Origin of the sequence: Collinsella sp. TM10-22 (genome assembly GCF_003466125.1) — a bacterium.
GTDB lineage: Bacteria > Actinomycetota > Coriobacteriia > Coriobacteriales > Coriobacteriaceae > Collinsella.
Genome location: NZ_QSOC01000003.1, coordinates 56,285 through 70,987 on the forward strand (window position 1 = coordinate 56,285; position 14,703 = coordinate 70,987).

Sequence of the window (14,703 nt, forward strand, 5' to 3'; positions counted from 1 at the left end):
CGCATCATGAAGGTTATTCTTCTCGATGAGATCAAGGGCAAGGGCGGCGAGGGTGACGTCGTAGAGGTCGCTCAGGGTTACGCTGAGAACTTCCTGTTCCCCAAGAAGCTCGCTGTTGCCGCCACCAAGGGCAACCTCAAGCAGCTCGACGAGCGTCGCAACAACATCGCTAAGCGCGAGGCCGTTCGTCTGGCTACCGCCAACGAGACCAAGGCCGCCTTCGAGGGCAAGACGGTCACCGTTGACGTCAAGGTCGGCGACGAGGGCGTCCTCTTTGGCTCCGTTACCGCTGCTATGATCGCTGACGCCATCAAGGCTCAGCTCGGTATGGACATCGACCGCAAGCGCGTCGAGCTCGGTAAGCCCATCAAGGTTGCCGGTGCCCACACCGTTGCCATCTCGCTGTACCGCGAGATCAAGGCCGAGGTTGTCGTTCTCGTCGGCGTTACCGCCGAGGAGCTCGCTGCCGAGGCTGAGGTCGAGGAGGCCGCTGAGGCCGCCGAGGCCGAGACCGCCGAGGTCGAGACTGAGGCTGCTGCCGAGTAGCATTTGCTGCAACGCAACAATCTTGTTCTAAGAAGGGCGCTCTGGGAAACCGGGGTGCCCTTTTGTTTTTTTGCGCTGAGTGAGTGTCATGGCGAACGTTGCGCCGAAGTCCTATATACAGGACCGTTCATCCGTTTCGTTCGGTGATGATTGGCGGCGCGCGGCGCGTTTTGGGACCGTGGCTGATACTATGGATGCTCGCAAGCGATATGAATGAGGATGCTCATGGCATATGACGAAAGGGGGACGGGAGTGACGGTCGAGGACCGCGGCTCAAAGTTGGGTCTTCCCCAAAACCAAGATGCAGAGGCCAATGTACTGGCCGCCATGCTGCTATCGCCCGAGGTGGTCGAGGAGGCCCAGGTCGAGCTGCAGCCCGATGACTTCTACCGGCCCATTCATAAGACCATCTATACCGCGATGGTCGATATGTACAACAGCCGCATTCCCATCGACTCCATCTCGCTGATCGATTACCTGCGAAGCATCAACAAGCTCGATGCCGTGGGCGGCGAGGCGTACATTTTGGAGCTGATGGGTCAGACTCTGTCGCTCGTGAACTGGCAGCACCATGCCGCCATCGTTCGCCGCGATTCGATGCTGCGTGAGCTGATCGGCGCCACCAACGAGATCAACGCGCTGGCCTATAACGCTCCCACCGACACCAAAGAGGTCGTGGAGCTGGCCGAGAGCAAGCTGCTCAAGGTCACGGCGCGCGAGGTCAAGTCGAGCTACAAGACGTTGACCGAGTTTATGGTCGAGGCCTATAACGAGGCTGAGGAAGTGTGCCAGGCCGGTGGCCAGGCTGCGGGCGTGCCCACGGGCTTCCCGTCGCTCGACCGCATGCTCATGGGTTTTCGCGAGGGTCAGCTCATCATTATCGGTGCCCGTCCTGCTGTAGGTAAGACGTCGTTCGCCCTGAATCTGGCGCTCAACGCTGCCGCCGCTGGTTATACCGTCGGCTTCTTCTCGCTGGAGATGTCGGGCAAGGAAATTGCCCAGCGTCTGATCTGCGCCTACGCCATGATCTCGATCAGTGACTTCCGCATGGGCCGCATTAGCCCCGAGCAGTGGGCCAATATCAACGAGGCCACGCAGACCTTGTCTAAGCTCGATATTCTGATTGACGATACGCCCGGCACCACGGTGACCGAGATTCGCGCCAAGAGCCGCCGCATGCTCCACAACAAGGAGAAGGCCATCATCATCCTGGACTACCTGCAGCTGGTGAGTCCTCCGCCGGGACGTCGCTCCGAGAGCCGTACCGTCGAGGTCTCCGAGATGTCGCGTGGTCTGAAGATCATGGCCAAGGAGCTCAAGATCCCGCTCATCGCGCTGTCGCAGCTTTCGCGTCAGGTCGAATCCCGTACCGGCAAGCGCCCGCAGCTTTCCGACCTTCGTGAATCGGGCTCCATCGAGCAAGACGCCGATATCGTTATGTTCTTGGACCGCTCCGCCGACGAGGCCGAAGCCTCACGCGACGATCGACCCGACGAGGGCGTTACGCGTATCGTCGTGGCCAAGAACCGTTCGGGCCCGATCGGCGACGTCGACCTGATGTTCCTGCCGGCATCCACCAAGTTCTATGAGCTTGATGGGGCACATGCCGAGGAGTAGGACAGGCGCCCGTTGCACGGGTATACTGGGAATGTTTTGTGCTTCTGCGTGCCGACGCGGCGCGTAGACAGTCCATGAATGTAAGGAGTAAACATGCCGTCAACCGTTTTGGTCGGTGCCCAGTGGGGCGATGAGGGCAAGGGTAAGATTTGCGACCTGGTCGCCGGCGACTTCGATGCCGTCGTGCGCTACTCGGGCGGCAACAACGCCGGCCACACCATCGTCGTCAACGGCAAGAAGTACGGCCTGCACCAGGTGCCCTCCGGCATCATGTATTCCGACCACGTGTCGGTAATCGGTAACGGCTGCGTCGTTAACCCCAAGGTTGTCCTTGAGGAGATCGACATGTTCGAGGCCGACGGCATCACCACCAAGAACCTCAAGATTAGCGGCAACGCGCATGTCATCATGCCGTACCACATCGATCTGGATGGCGCCTTTGAGCAGAAGCTCGGCAAGAAGAACATCGGTACCACCAAGCGCGGCATCGGTCCGTGCTATCAGGACAAGATGGCCCGCATTGGCCTGCGCATGCAGGACATGCTGGACGAGGCGCTGTTCCGCGACAAGCTGGAGACCGCTCTCGCCCGCGTGAACCCCGAGCTCGAGCTCATCTACAACCTGCCCACCTACACCGTGGACCAGATTTGTGACGAGTACCTGCCCATGGCCGAGCGCCTGCGTCCCTACATCACCGAGACGAGCCTGCTGCTCAACAACATGATCGATGAGGGTAAGGACCTGCTGTTTGAGGGCGCCCAGGCGACGCTGCTCGACATCGACCACGGCACCTATCCGTACGTGACGTCTTCCAACTGCACCGCCGGCGGCGCCATCACCGGCTCCGGCGTGGGCATGAAGAATGTCGACCGCGTGCTGGGCGTCATGAAGGCCTATATCACCCGCGTCGGTTCGGGCCCCATGCCCACCGAGCTTTCCTATGAGTCCGAGGCCGGTCACACGCTGACCGAGGAGGGCTATGAATACGGCGTGACCACCGGTCGCCGTCGTCGCTGCGGCTGGTTCGACGGCCCCATCGCCAACTACGCCTCGCGCGTCAACGGCCTCACCGATATCGCCCTGACCAAGCTCGACGTGCTTTCGGCCTTCGACACCATCAGGGTGTGCGTCGCCTACGACGTCGATGGCGAGCGCTATACGAGCGTGCCCGAGCACCAAGTGCGTTTTGAGAATGCCAAGCCCGTCTACGAGGAGCTCCCTGGCTGGAAGTGCGACATTACCGGCTGCCGCAGCTTTGACGAGCTGCCGCAGGAGGCCCAGGACTACGTGGCGTTTATCGAGGATCTGGCACACACCCGCGTGACGTTTATTGGCGTTGGCGCTGGTCGCGAGCAGATCATCAACCGATTCTGGAAGTAATCGGGACCATTTGGTTATTGCGATATACCCCTTTGCAGCCCAAGTGGGCGGCCGAGGGGTATATTTGCTTGCAAAGGGCTCGCGCGGAGCGGGCCATTCATCCATAGAGGAGGCACCCTTGAAGGCGGACACTCAAACCATCGACATCCTGTTGTTGGGCAGCGGCGGCCGTGAGCACGCTTTGGCAGCGAAGCTCGCAGCATCACCGCGCGCCGGCAAGCTCTACATCGCGCCGGGTAACGGCGGCACCGCGAGCTGTGGCGAGAACGTTGTTCTCGACGATTGCGATCCTGCGGCCGTGGCGGCGTTTGCGCAGAGCCACGGATGCGGACTCGTGGTAATTGGCCCCGAGGCTCCGCTCGTGGCGGGCGTGGCCGACGCCGTGCGTGCGGCGGGTATTCCGTGCTTTGGCCCGGGTGCCGAGGGCGCTCAGATGGAGGGCTCCAAGCTGTTCTCCAAGCAGCTTATGGAGCGCGCCGGTATCCCGACGGCAGCCTACGGCTCGTTTACCGACGAGGCTTCGGCTCTCGCCTACGTGCGCGAGCAGGGCGCCCCGCTGGTCGTCAAGGCCGACGGCCTTGCCGCGGGCAAGGGCGTTATCGTGGCGACCGAACTTGAGCAGGCCGAGGAGGCCGTGCGAGAGTGCTTTGGCGGCACCTTTGGCGATGCCGGCAACACCGTGGTCATCGAGGAGATGCTGACCGGTCCCGAGTGCTCGCTGCTTGCCTTTACCGACGGCAAGACCGTGCGCCCCATGGCCACCTCGCAGGACCACAAGCGTGCGCTCGAGGGCGACAAGGGCCCCAACACCGGCGGCATGGGTGTCTACAGCCCGGTGCCCATCGTGACCGACGAGGAGCACGCCACCATGGTGAAGGTCATGGAGCAGACCGTTGCCGAGCTTGCTGCCGAGGGCATCGACTACCGCGGCTGCCTGTACGGCGGCTTTATGCTCACGCCCGCCGGCCCCAAGGTGCTGGAGTTCAATGCTCGCTTTGGCGACCCCGAGACGCAGGTCGTGCTGCCGCGCCTTAAGAACGACCTGGTCGAGGTCATGCTGGCCTGCGCCAACTGCGAGCTCGATCAGATTGAGCTCGACTGGCGCGACGAGTGGGCCGTGGCCGTTGTCCTGACGAGTGCGGGCTACCCCGGCAGCTACGAGAAGGGCAAGGTCATCACCGGTATCGCCGAAGCCGAGGCCATTGAGAACGTGACGGTGTACCACGCCGGCACCGCCGTGGCGGACGGCCGGCTCGTGACCAACGGCGGCCGCGTGCTCGCCGTGACCGCGCTGGGCGACACGTTCGAGAACGCTCGCAACCTTGCCTACGAGGCCTGCGAGAAGATCGATTTTGAGGGCAAGACCCTGCGTCACGACATTGGTCTGCGCGCGCTGCGCGGCCGCGACGCCTGGGATGCCTAAAATCCGAGAGGAATGAGACGGATGGACGATAAGAACGAAGAGCTCGTGGACGCGCAGATCGTCGAGGAGGACAGCCGCGTGTATGGGCACGCCGAGGGCGAGCCTGGCGGCGAGGTTGCTGACGAGCCGGTGCTTGTGCTGGGCGATGACGACCCGCATGATGCCGAGCTACACGAGAAGATTCTTTCGGAGGAGTGCGCCTGGAAGGGCAAGATCCTCGACGTCCACCGTCTTGAGGTTGAGCTGCCCAACGGCCACCGCAGCGCCCGCGACATCATTCGCCATCCGGGTGCGGCGGCCGTTGTGGCGCTGACCGAGAGCGGCAAGATTGTGCTGGTGCGTCAGTACCGCACCGCCATCGACCGCGTGACGGTCGAGATTCCCGCCGGCAAGCTCGACCCGGGCGAGGATCCGCTCGATTGCGCCAAGCGCGAACTGCACGAGGAGACGGGCTTTAGGGCCGGTCGCATTCGCTTTTTGACGTCGATTGTCACGACCTGCGGCTTCTGCGACGAGATCATTCACATCTACCTGGCCACCAAGCTCGAGTTCGACGCGCCTAATCCCGACGATGACGAGTTTGTCAACGTGGACCTGGTGCCGCTGCACGAGCTGATCGACGCCGTACTCGACGGTAAGATCGAAGACGCCAAGACCGTCGTGGGCGCACTCGCCTGCGATAGCATCGCGCATCGCCTTGGTGGAGCCGAACTGTAGCGAGCGGTTACTTTGTTGAGGCGGGGTTATGACCTCGCTGGTTTGTGTAAGTCAGCGAAAGTGCTCCATTTGAGACGAGGTGGCCTAAAAGAGGAGGGAAGCGTATGGATATACGCGACCGACGATTGAAGGCCAGATTGTCCAAATGGGGCACTTGCAGCGTCGAGACGAAACGCGGTTTGGTAAAACCGCGTAAGGTGATTATGCTGAAGCGTTTTTTGTCGTATTACAGGCCCCAGATGGGGCTTCTTGTTGCCGATACGGTTTGCGCCCTGGTGCTTGCCGCCATTGACCTGGCGTTTCCTATTATTCTGCGCAATCTGACCGGTGGGCTGTTTACCCAGGGTCAGGCTGCCATTATGCAGGCGCTCGGTATGATCGCGGTGGGCTTGGTGCTGATGTATGCCGTCCGCTGTGCCTGCCGCTACTTTGTGAGCTATTGGGGTCACGTGATGGGCGCGCGCATGGAGTCCAAGATGCGCGAGGACCTGTTTGACCAGTATGAGCGCTTTAGCTTTGCGTACTTCGACCGCAACAGCTCGGGCGACATGATGAGCCGCGTGGTCAACGACCTGTTCGATATCTGCGAGGCGGCGCATCACGTGCCCGAGTGGATCATCATCTGCGGCATCGAGATCATTGGCTCGTTTGTGATCCTCTTTACCATCGCCCCGGTGTTGGCGCTTGCCATGGCCGTGGTGACGGCGGTGTTTGCGGTCATCATGTTTTGGCAGAACATGCGTATGCGCGAGGTCTTTAGCGACAACCGCAAAAAGATCAGCGGCATCAATGCACAACTGCAGGATTCGCTGGCGGGCATGCGCGTAGTCAAGAGCTTTGCCAACGAGGAGACCGAGCGCGCCAAGTTCCGTGCCTCTAACGATGGCTACCTTTCGTCCAAAGAGAACATGTACCACGCCATGGGCGTCTATACCGCGACGTATGGCCTGCTCTCGGGCGTGCTCTACGTGATCGTGGTGCTGCTCGGCGGTTGGCTGGTGGCTCAGGGCGAGCTGCAAGCAGTCGATATGGCGACGTTTGCGCTCTACATTTCGTTGTTCTGCACGCCGCTCGAGACGCTTGTCAATTCCGCCGAGATGTATCAGAAGGCTATCGCCGGCTTTAAGCGTATGGACGAGGTGCTCTCGACCGCGCCGGATATCCAGGACAAGCCGGGCGCTACGGATCTGCAGGTGACCGCCGGCGCCGTGGAGTATCACGACGTGTGCTTTAACTACGAGGATGTTGAGCTGGGCGAGGGCGATGCCGACGAGCGTCCCGTTATCAACCATATGGACCTGTCCATCAGGCCTGGTCAGACCATCGCTTTGGTTGGCCCTTCGGGCGGTGGCAAGTCCACGACCTGTTCGTTGCTACCGCGCTTTTATGACGTGGCCGCCGGATCCATTAGCATCGACGGCCAGGACGTGCGCGATGTGACACAGCAGAGCCTGCGTCGTGCCATCGGCCTGGTGCAGCAAGACGTGTATCTGTTCGATGGAACGATTGGCGAGAATATCGCCTACGGCAAACCGGGCGCCACGGCAGAAGAGATCGCCGAAGCCGCCCGTCGCGCCAACATCGATGCCTTTATCGAGTCGCTGCCGCAGGGCTATGACACGGTCGTGGGCGAGCGCGGCAGCCGTCTTTCGGGCGGACAGAAGCAGCGCGTCGCCATCGCGCGCGTGTTTCTCAAGAACCCCAAGATCCTGATCTTGGACGAGGCGACGAGTGCTTTGGATAACGAGAGCGAGGAGGCGGTGCAGGAGTCACTCGAAGAGCTGGCGCGCGGCCGCACCACGATTATCATCGCCCACCGCCTCTCGACCATTAAGCATGCTGACGAGATTGCGACCGTTGAGCATGGTCGCGTTGTGGAACGTGGCACGCACGAGGAGCTTCTCGCCCGTGGCGGCACCTATGCCCGTTACTATCGAATGCAGTTCGAAGGTGCGCGTGCGCACGAGCTCGACTGATTGGTATGACAGGAAGTTTATGGCTGATAAGAACCCTTTGACTCCGGAAGAGGTGACGGAGTTATTCTCCGAAATCGATGCATCCGGCGTCTTGGATCCTACGCTTGCCAAAAAGCGTACCGAGCGCATGCGCGAGAAGGAGGCTGCGGCCAAGCGCGGTGACAAAGCGGCGCTAGCGCAGCTGCGCAGCGAGGACCGCGCGAGCCAGGCAAAACATATCGACCCGCTGTCCGAGGACGATCCTTCGGGCTCGCAGGTGAGCCATACCATTACGAAGACCGCGATGGCCGTGGTCATCGGTATTTTGGTGCTGATCGTGGGCATGCAGATCGGCTACGGCGTGATGCGCCGTCTGAATACCGCCAATCTGTCCGAGAGCGTTTCGGTCGATACCGTTTCGACGGCGCTGAAGGGCGGCCTTGAGTGGGGCAACGGCTTTACGCAGTTTCCGCTCGACTTTTCCGTCGACGAGGCCGATGAGCGTACGGGCACGGTCGAGGTAACGGTGTTGGACACATCGTCTGCCAACGAGCTCGAACTGCTGTCCAACGGGCAGATTCAGGCCGCGGCACTTGCGACCAACGCGCTGCTCAACGATAAGATTGACCGCGTGGTGTATAACGTGCACGCCTATATCGACGAAGATAGCAACATTCAGCACGATTCCTTCTTTGGCATGTTTCCCGCCCAGGGCCACCAGAGCGCCATTCTGACGTTCGTATGGACCAAGAGCTCATCCAACGCCACGAGTATCGACTGGAAGATGCGCATCGTGAGTATGGATGACACCATCGCCGAGCGCATTCAGAAGCAGGTGAACTCGGTGTCGTCGTTGATTGAGGACCCGGTGGTGAGCCAGACCAAGATTGACGAGGAAAAGGCCGAACGTGACCTGGAACATCGTCTGCATGGTCGCGAGATTTTCCGCGGCGGCAAGCCCGATCGCTCACCGTCCGATCTGCTGGAACAGGACAAGAAAAAGTAGGAGGCCATCATCCCGCGTGAGCCACAAGCCCACGCGGGATGATTTTTCTGGGTAGTCTTTTTGGGACGGGGCTATTTTAGCTACCTCGGCCGTCAATCAGACAAAACGCTAGCGCTAGCAGCCGAGGCAGCTAAAATAGCCCCGTCCCAAAAAGACTACCCGATGGCGGTTGTGAATCATTATGCATGGGGAGTCATAATTATCATTTTGTAAACAATTCTATGAAATTAACGCCATAAGTGATGCTTGCGGTTAGAATACCTCGAGGCCTAACTACACACCTTTAAGCCGGTCCTGTGAGACCGGGAAGGAGAACTATGGCGAACAACCATACCGCGGGCGCTGCCGCCCGCACCTTCGCGCCCAGCGAGCTTTGCCAGCGTATGCTGGCCAAAACCAGCAAGGGCACCTGCGGTCCCTGCATCCTGTATCTTGAGGATGGGACCATTTTTTATGGACGTGCATGCGGCGCCGAGGGCACCGCGACCGGCGAAGTCTGCTTCAATACCTCGCTCGAGGGCTACTTTGAGGTTATGACCGACCCGAGTTATGCCGGCCAAATCGTAACCATGACCTATCCGCAGATCGGTAACTACGGCATCGACGAGACCGACGTCCAGTCGGCCTTCCCCGGCGATACCGCTCGCCCCGCGAGCGCTCCCGCCATGCGCGGCATGATCGTCCGCGACATGTGCACCACGCCTTCTAACTGGCGTTCGGCCGTCAGTGTGCCGGAGTACCTGCGCGCTCACGGCATCGTCGCTATCGAGGGTGTCGACACCCGCGCTCTGGTGCGCCATCTGCGCGACAATGGTTCCAAAATGGGCATTATCTCGACCGAGATCTTCGACGTCGACGAGCTTGCCGAGCGTCTGGCCGCAGCGCCCACGCTGGTGGGCGAGAATTTGGTCAAGACCGTGAGCTGCCCCGCGCCTCACGAGTTTGTGGCCGCCGACCTGCCTGCCACGCATGACTTTGCGCTTGCGGCTGCCGCTCCTGCCCGTCACAAAGTGGTCGCGTATGACTGCGGTGTCAAGCGCGGCATTCTGGAGGGTCTCGTCCGCGCCGGCTGCGACCTTACCGTCGTGCCGTGGGATACGCCCGCCCAGCAGGTGCTCGACATGAATCCCGACGGTGTCTTTTTGTCCAATGGCCCCGGCGACCCCGACGCCGTGGTGGAGACCTATGAGCAGGTGCAGCAGCTGATCGGCAAGGTGCCGGTCTTTGGCATTTGCCTGGGTCATCAGATGATCAGCCTGGCCTGCGGCGCCCAGATGGAAAAGCTTAAGTTCGGTCACCGCGGTGGCAACCAGCCGGTCATGAACCTGGTAAGCCGTTGCGTGGAGATCACCGCGCAAAATCATGGCTTTGGCCTGCTGTGCCCCAGCTTGGGCAAGCTTGTCCCCGAACTTTCCGGCGGCGAGACCGAGCATGCGGCCGATGGAGATCTGCGCGTCTGGGTGCGCCGCGGCATCGCGCCGGTCGTGATGAACGAGCGCTTTGGCCGCATTCGCCTGACGCATGTGAACCTTAACGACGGCACCGCCGAGGGCATCCAGCTGCTCGACGCCCCGTGCTTCTCGGTCCAGTACCACCCCGAGGCCTCGCCTGGCCCCACCGATGCCCACTATCTCTTTACCGCCTTTACGCGACTCATGGACGGCGAGGAGAACTACCTGGACATCGACACCGCGAAGGACCGCCTTGCCGGTTGGAATTTCGCCGACGATGGTTCCGCCGTTCTGCCGAACGGCGGACCGATCGACGCTGCGGCTGCATCTGGCACATCATCTTGCCGTTCTGCTTCGGACGCGCGGGCATAAGCCCAGCGCGCCCTCGCATTACGGCAACCTGATGCACCAGCTGCACCCTCGCTGACTTTTCCAAAACATTGAGTCAGCCTCTCTAGGAGGTTTTAAACATGCCGAAACGTACTGACATCAAGCGTATCCTCGTTATTGGTTCGGGTCCCATCGTCATTGGCCAGGCCTGCGAGTTCGACTACTCCGGCGCCCAAGCCTGCAAGGTGCTCAAGGAGGATGGCTTTGAGGTCATCCTGGTCAACTCCAACCCGGCGACTATCATGACCGACCCGGGTCTTGCCGACCGCACCTATGTCGAGCCCATCACCGCCGAGTTTATCGAGCGCGTGATCAAGAAAGAGCGCCCGGACGCGCTGCTGCCCACGCTGGGCGGCCAGACCGGTCTGAACGCCGCCGTCGAGCTGGCGAAAGACGGCACGCTGGACAAGTACGGCGTCGAGATGATCGGTTGCGACCTTGCCGCCATCGAGCGCGGCGAGGACCGCAAACTCTTTAACGAGGCAATGGCCGAGATTGGCCTGGAGGTCGCGCGCTCGGGCTATGCCTACAGCGTGGCTGACGCCGAGGCTATCGCCGAGCGCGTGGGATATCCTTGCGTGCTGCGTCCGAGCTTTACCCTCGGTGGCGCCGGCGGCGGCATCGCGCATACCCACGAGGAGCTCGTCTCCATCGTGAGCCAGGGCCTTGAGCTCTCGCCTGCCCACGAGGTGCTGGTCGAGGAATCCATCGAGGGTTGGAAAGAGTATGAGATGGAGGTCATGCGTGACCACGCCGGCAACGGCATCATCGTGTGCTCTATCGAGAACCTCGACCCCATGGGTGTGCACACCGGCGACTCCATTACCGTGGCGCCGGCGCAGACGCTCTCCGACCTTGAGTATCAGCGCATGCGTGTCGCCTCGCTCGCCATCTTGGAGAAGATCGGCGTCGAGACCGGCGGCTCCAACGTGCAGTTTGCCGTGAACCCCCAGACCGGCCGCCTGATCGTCATCGAGATGAACCCGCGCGTGAGCCGCTCGTCCGCACTGGCCTCCAAGGCCACGGGCTTTCCCATCGCCAAGGCCGCCGCGCGCCTGGCCGTTGGCTATACGCTCGACGAGATCGTCAACGACATTACCAAAGCAACGCCTGCCTGCTTTGAGCCCACGATTGACTACTGCGTGGTCAAGGTGCCGCGCTTTGCCTTCGAGAAGTTCAAGGGTACCGACCCCACGCTCACCACGCGCATGAAGGCCGTGGGCGAGATTATGGCGATCGGCCGCACCTTCGAGGAAGCCTTTGGCAAGGCCATGCGCTCGCTGGAGGATGGACACCAGGGTATTTGTGTCGGTGGCAAGGAGGGTGCCGATAAGCTGAGCGACAATGAGCTCGCCCAAGCCGTGGCAACCCCGACCGAGCACCGCATCTTCTTTGTGGTCGAGGCCCTGCGCCGCGGCTGGGACATCGCCCAGATCCATGCCATCTGCGGCATCGATCCGTGGTACCTCAACCGCATCAACGACATGGTGCAGGTCCAGGAGAGCATCCGCGGCCTGCGTGTGGAGGACATTGACGCCGACGCGATGCGCCTGCTCAAGCAGTATGGCACGAGTGATGCCGAGATTGCCGCGCTGACCGGCTCGGACGAGCGCTTTGTGCGCGCCTACCGCAAGGGTCTGGGCGTGGTTCCCAGCATGAAGACGGTCGATACCTGCGCTGCGGAGTTCTCGAGCGCCACGGAGTACCACTACAAGACGTACGAGAACATCTACCGCACGAGCCCGGATGCCAAGAAGTGCGTTGCCCCCGACGAGACCACGCCGGCGGACAAGCCCAAGGCGATGATCCTGGGCGCCGGCCCCAACCGTATTGGTCAGGGTATCGAGTTTGACTACTGCTGCGTGCATGCGAGCTATGCGCTGGCGGCTCGCGGTTTTGAGACCATCATGGTCAACTGCAATCCCGAGACTGTCTCGACCGACTACGACACGTCCGACCGCCTGTACTTTGAGCCGCTCACCTACGAGGACGTCATGGACGTTATCGACGTTGAGCGTCCCGACGGCGTCGTGGTGACGCTCGGCGGTCAGACTCCGCTTAAGCTGGCGCGCATGCTCGAGGAGAGCGGTGTGAACATCATGGGCACCAAGCCCGATGCTATTGATTTTGCCGAGGACCGCGAGCGTTTTGCCGTTCTGCTCGACAAGCTGGGCATTATGTATCCGCCGGCGGGTCAGGCCACCTCGTTTGAGGAGGCCGAGGCCGTGGCCGCGCACATCGGCTACCCGCTGCTGGTGCGTCCGAGCTACGTGCTGGGCGGCCGCGGAATGATGATCGCCTACGATGCCGAGCATCTGCGCGATTACATGGCCGAGGCCGCGCGCATTAGCCCCGACTACCCGGTGTATCTGGATCGCTTCCTGGAGGGTGCGATCGAGTCCGATGTCGACGCCCTGTGCGACGGCGAGGAGGTCTACATCGGCGGTATCCTGGAGCATATCGAGGAGGCCGGTATCCACTCCGGCGACTCCGCGACGTGCATTCCGCCGTTTAGCTTTAGCGAGAGCCTGCAGGCGAAGCTCCGCGAGACTACGCGCCGCATCGCGATGGCGCTGGGAGTCCGCGGCCTGGTCAACGTGCAGTATGCCATCAAGGGCGAGACCGTCTACGTGATCGAGGCTAACCCGCGTGCCAGCCGTACCGTGCCGTTCATTTCCAAGGCCACCGGCGTGCCGCTGGCCAAGTGCGCGGCGCGTATCATGGCGGGCGATTCCATCGCGAGCCTGGGCCTGCCGAGCGACGAGCGTCAGCTGGACTGGTTCTGCATGAAGGAAGCCGTTATGCCCTGGGGTCGTTTCCCGGGAGCCGACGTTATCCTGGGGCCCGAGATGAAGTCGACGGGCGAGGTCATGGGTATCGCCAAGAGCTATCCCGAGGCATATGCCAAGACGCAGCTGGCGATTGACTACAAGCTGCCCGACCCGAGCTGCGGCAAGGTGTTCATTAGCGTGTGCGACCGCGACAAGCGCCACATCCTTTCGGTCGCCCGTATCCTGCGCTACCTTGGCTTTGATATCTGCTCTACCGAGGGTACGGCGCGCGTGCTGCGCGGCGGCAATGTGACGTGCGAAATCGTGGAAAAGATCAGCGGCCCGCATGACGGCGAGCGTCCCAATATCGGCGACCTTATCGCCGATGGCAAGATTGCGGTGATCATCAACACGCCGTACGGCCCGGGTTCGCGTGGCGACGGCTATCTGTTGCGTACCGAGGCGGTGCGCCGCGGCGTGACCTGCGTGACCGCGATGTCCGCTGCCAACACATACGTGAGTGCCATCGAGGCGGTGCGCGAGGACCAGCAGGGTCACGGCAGCGCCAACGACATGGGTATGGACGTCATCGCCCTGCAGGACCTGCCGCAGTACGCGATGTAGTGTGACCTGGTCGGCCGGGGCGGCAGCCGGACACTTTCTCTCGGAAACTGGGCTTCGCGAAGTTTTCCGAGAGAAAGGTCCGCCTTCCCGCCCCGGCACACGGTGACTCGGCTGCACCGTGTGCTGCCGAAGGGCTTTGCGCGATGACTAGGGCTGATAAACTGGTAGCCGCTGAGCGCCACGGGGTCCTCGCGCTGGGAGTAGGTGTGGATGAGGGCAGACGAGACAGCGTAGGAGACAGCGGCAATAAGGATGAAGCCCTCGCCTGTGAGCGTGACGGCGCCGCCGCTATCGCCACCGGTGAGGTTGACGATAACGACTCCGGTAAAACCTATAGCGCAGCCGAGGACTTTGCGCGCAGTGAGCCGTTCTTGCCGGAACACGAGCGCTGCCATCAACACGCAGAGAAACGTGTTCATAGCGTTGACGATTGAGCCGCGCACACCCGAAGCGTTTGAAACGCCGATATAAAAGAAGGCGTACTGCACGATAGTTTGGGCAAGCGAGAGTCTGATAACGAGTGGCCATCCCGTGCGTGAGACGCGAGGCAAGCGACGTCTTGTTATGACTGCAGCGGCAAGTGCGATAGCGCCGGCAAGCATAAAGCGCACGCCAGCGAAGAGAAACTCCGATGGTACGTCGCCGTTTTGGATGCCGAGAAGCTCGTAGCCGATCTTGATGCAGGGGATCGCACTGCCCCAGAGCGCGCAGCAGATGAGGGCGAGCGCAGCTACGCACCATGTGCGCGTGAGAGGGTGGCGCGCGGAGTCGGCGTAAACATCGCAAGAGCTGGCGTCGAGTGCGGATGAGGGTTTGGACATAC

Annotated in this window: 10 protein-coding genes; 9 read left to right on the plus strand and 1 reads right to left on the minus strand. The window is 61.5% G+C overall.

The genetic code is table 11. The annotated features are described in order from the left end of the window. Window positions 1-6: 6 nt before the first annotated feature. The 9 genes from rplI (at window position 7) to carB (ending at window position 13,880) form a co-directional block, all read left to right on the plus strand. Window positions 7-546, plus strand: coding sequence for a 50S ribosomal protein L9 (rplI, locus tag DXD94_RS03735; RefSeq protein WP_117763263.1), 540 nt, complete (start codon window positions 7-9; stop codon window positions 544-546). A 219-nt stretch (window positions 547-765) separates the two neighbouring features. Next, a complete protein-coding gene (gene dnaB, locus DXD94_RS03740) occupies window positions 766-2,163 on the plus strand; it encodes a replicative DNA helicase (protein WP_117763264.1) in 1,398 nt (465 codons plus the stop codon). 93 nt (window positions 2,164-2,256) lie between these two features. Then, window positions 2,257-3,543: an adenylosuccinate synthase gene (locus tag DXD94_RS03745; protein ID WP_117763265.1), complete on the plus strand. Its 1,287-nt coding sequence runs from the start codon at window positions 2,257-2,259 to the stop codon at window positions 3,541-3,543. A 118-nt stretch (window positions 3,544-3,661) separates the two neighbouring features. Beyond that, window positions 3,662-4,966, plus strand: coding sequence for a phosphoribosylamine--glycine ligase (gene purD / locus DXD94_RS03750; RefSeq protein ID WP_117763266.1), 1,305 nt, complete (start codon window positions 3,662-3,664; stop codon window positions 4,964-4,966). A gap of 21 nt (window positions 4,967-4,987) precedes the next feature. Next, window positions 4,988-5,683: an NUDIX domain-containing protein gene (locus tag DXD94_RS03755; protein ID WP_199406603.1), complete on the plus strand. Its 696-nt coding sequence runs from the start codon at window positions 4,988-4,990 to the stop codon at window positions 5,681-5,683. A gap of 203 nt (window positions 5,684-5,886) precedes the next feature. Next, window positions 5,887-7,659 (plus strand): ABC transporter ATP-binding protein, encoded by a 1,773-nt coding sequence (locus DXD94_RS03760; protein ID WP_117763267.1) that lies wholly within the window; start codon window positions 5,887-5,889, stop codon window positions 7,657-7,659. 19 nt (window positions 7,660-7,678) lie between these two features. Further along, window positions 7,679-8,644, plus strand: a complete 966-nt coding sequence (locus DXD94_RS03765; protein ID WP_117743350.1) for a hypothetical protein — start codon at window positions 7,679-7,681, stop codon at window positions 8,642-8,644. Between the two features lie 317 nt (window positions 8,645-8,961). Further along, a complete protein-coding gene (gene carA, locus DXD94_RS03770; RefSeq protein WP_233540313.1) occupies window positions 8,962-10,467 on the plus strand; it encodes a glutamine-hydrolyzing carbamoyl-phosphate synthase small subunit in 1,506 nt (501 codons plus the stop codon). A 98-nt stretch (window positions 10,468-10,565) separates the two neighbouring features. Beyond that, window positions 10,566-13,880, plus strand: a complete 3,315-nt coding sequence (gene carB, locus DXD94_RS03775) for a carbamoyl-phosphate synthase large subunit (protein WP_117763268.1) — start codon at window positions 10,566-10,568, stop codon at window positions 13,878-13,880. Here carB and DXD94_RS03780 read toward each other — a convergent pair. After that, on the minus strand, window positions 13,811-14,701 hold the full coding sequence (locus DXD94_RS03780; RefSeq protein WP_117763269.1) for a DMT family transporter: 891 nt from the start codon (window positions 14,699-14,701) through the stop codon (window positions 13,811-13,813). The two genes, carB and DXD94_RS03780, sit on opposite strands and share 70 nt — an antisense overlap. Window positions 14,702-14,703 lie beyond the last annotated feature (2 nt).

Coding starts and splice junctions, on each gene's coding strand:
- dnaB (WP_117763264.1), top strand. CDS start 766: ATGCTCATGGCATATGACGAAAGGGGGACGGGAGTGACGGTCGAGGAC.
- DXD94_RS03755 (WP_199406603.1), top strand. CDS start 4,988: ATGGACGATAAGAACGAAGAGCTCGTGGACGCGCAGATCGTCGAGGAG.
- DXD94_RS03780 (WP_117763269.1), bottom strand. CDS start 14,701: ATGTCCAAACCCTCATCCGCACTCGACGCCAGCTCTTGCGATGTTTAC.
- DXD94_RS03765 (WP_117743350.1), top strand. CDS start 7,679: ATGGCTGATAAGAACCCTTTGACTCCGGAAGAGGTGACGGAGTTATTC.
- carA (WP_233540313.1), top strand. CDS start 8,962: ATGGCGAACAACCATACCGCGGGCGCTGCCGCCCGCACCTTCGCGCCC.
- rplI (WP_117763263.1), top strand. CDS start 7: ATGAAGGTTATTCTTCTCGATGAGATCAAGGGCAAGGGCGGCGAGGGT.
- DXD94_RS03760 (WP_117763267.1), top strand. CDS start 5,887: ATGCTGAAGCGTTTTTTGTCGTATTACAGGCCCCAGATGGGGCTTCTT.
- carB (WP_117763268.1), top strand. CDS start 10,566: ATGCCGAAACGTACTGACATCAAGCGTATCCTCGTTATTGGTTCGGGT.
- DXD94_RS03745 (WP_117763265.1), top strand. CDS start 2,257: ATGCCGTCAACCGTTTTGGTCGGTGCCCAGTGGGGCGATGAGGGCAAG.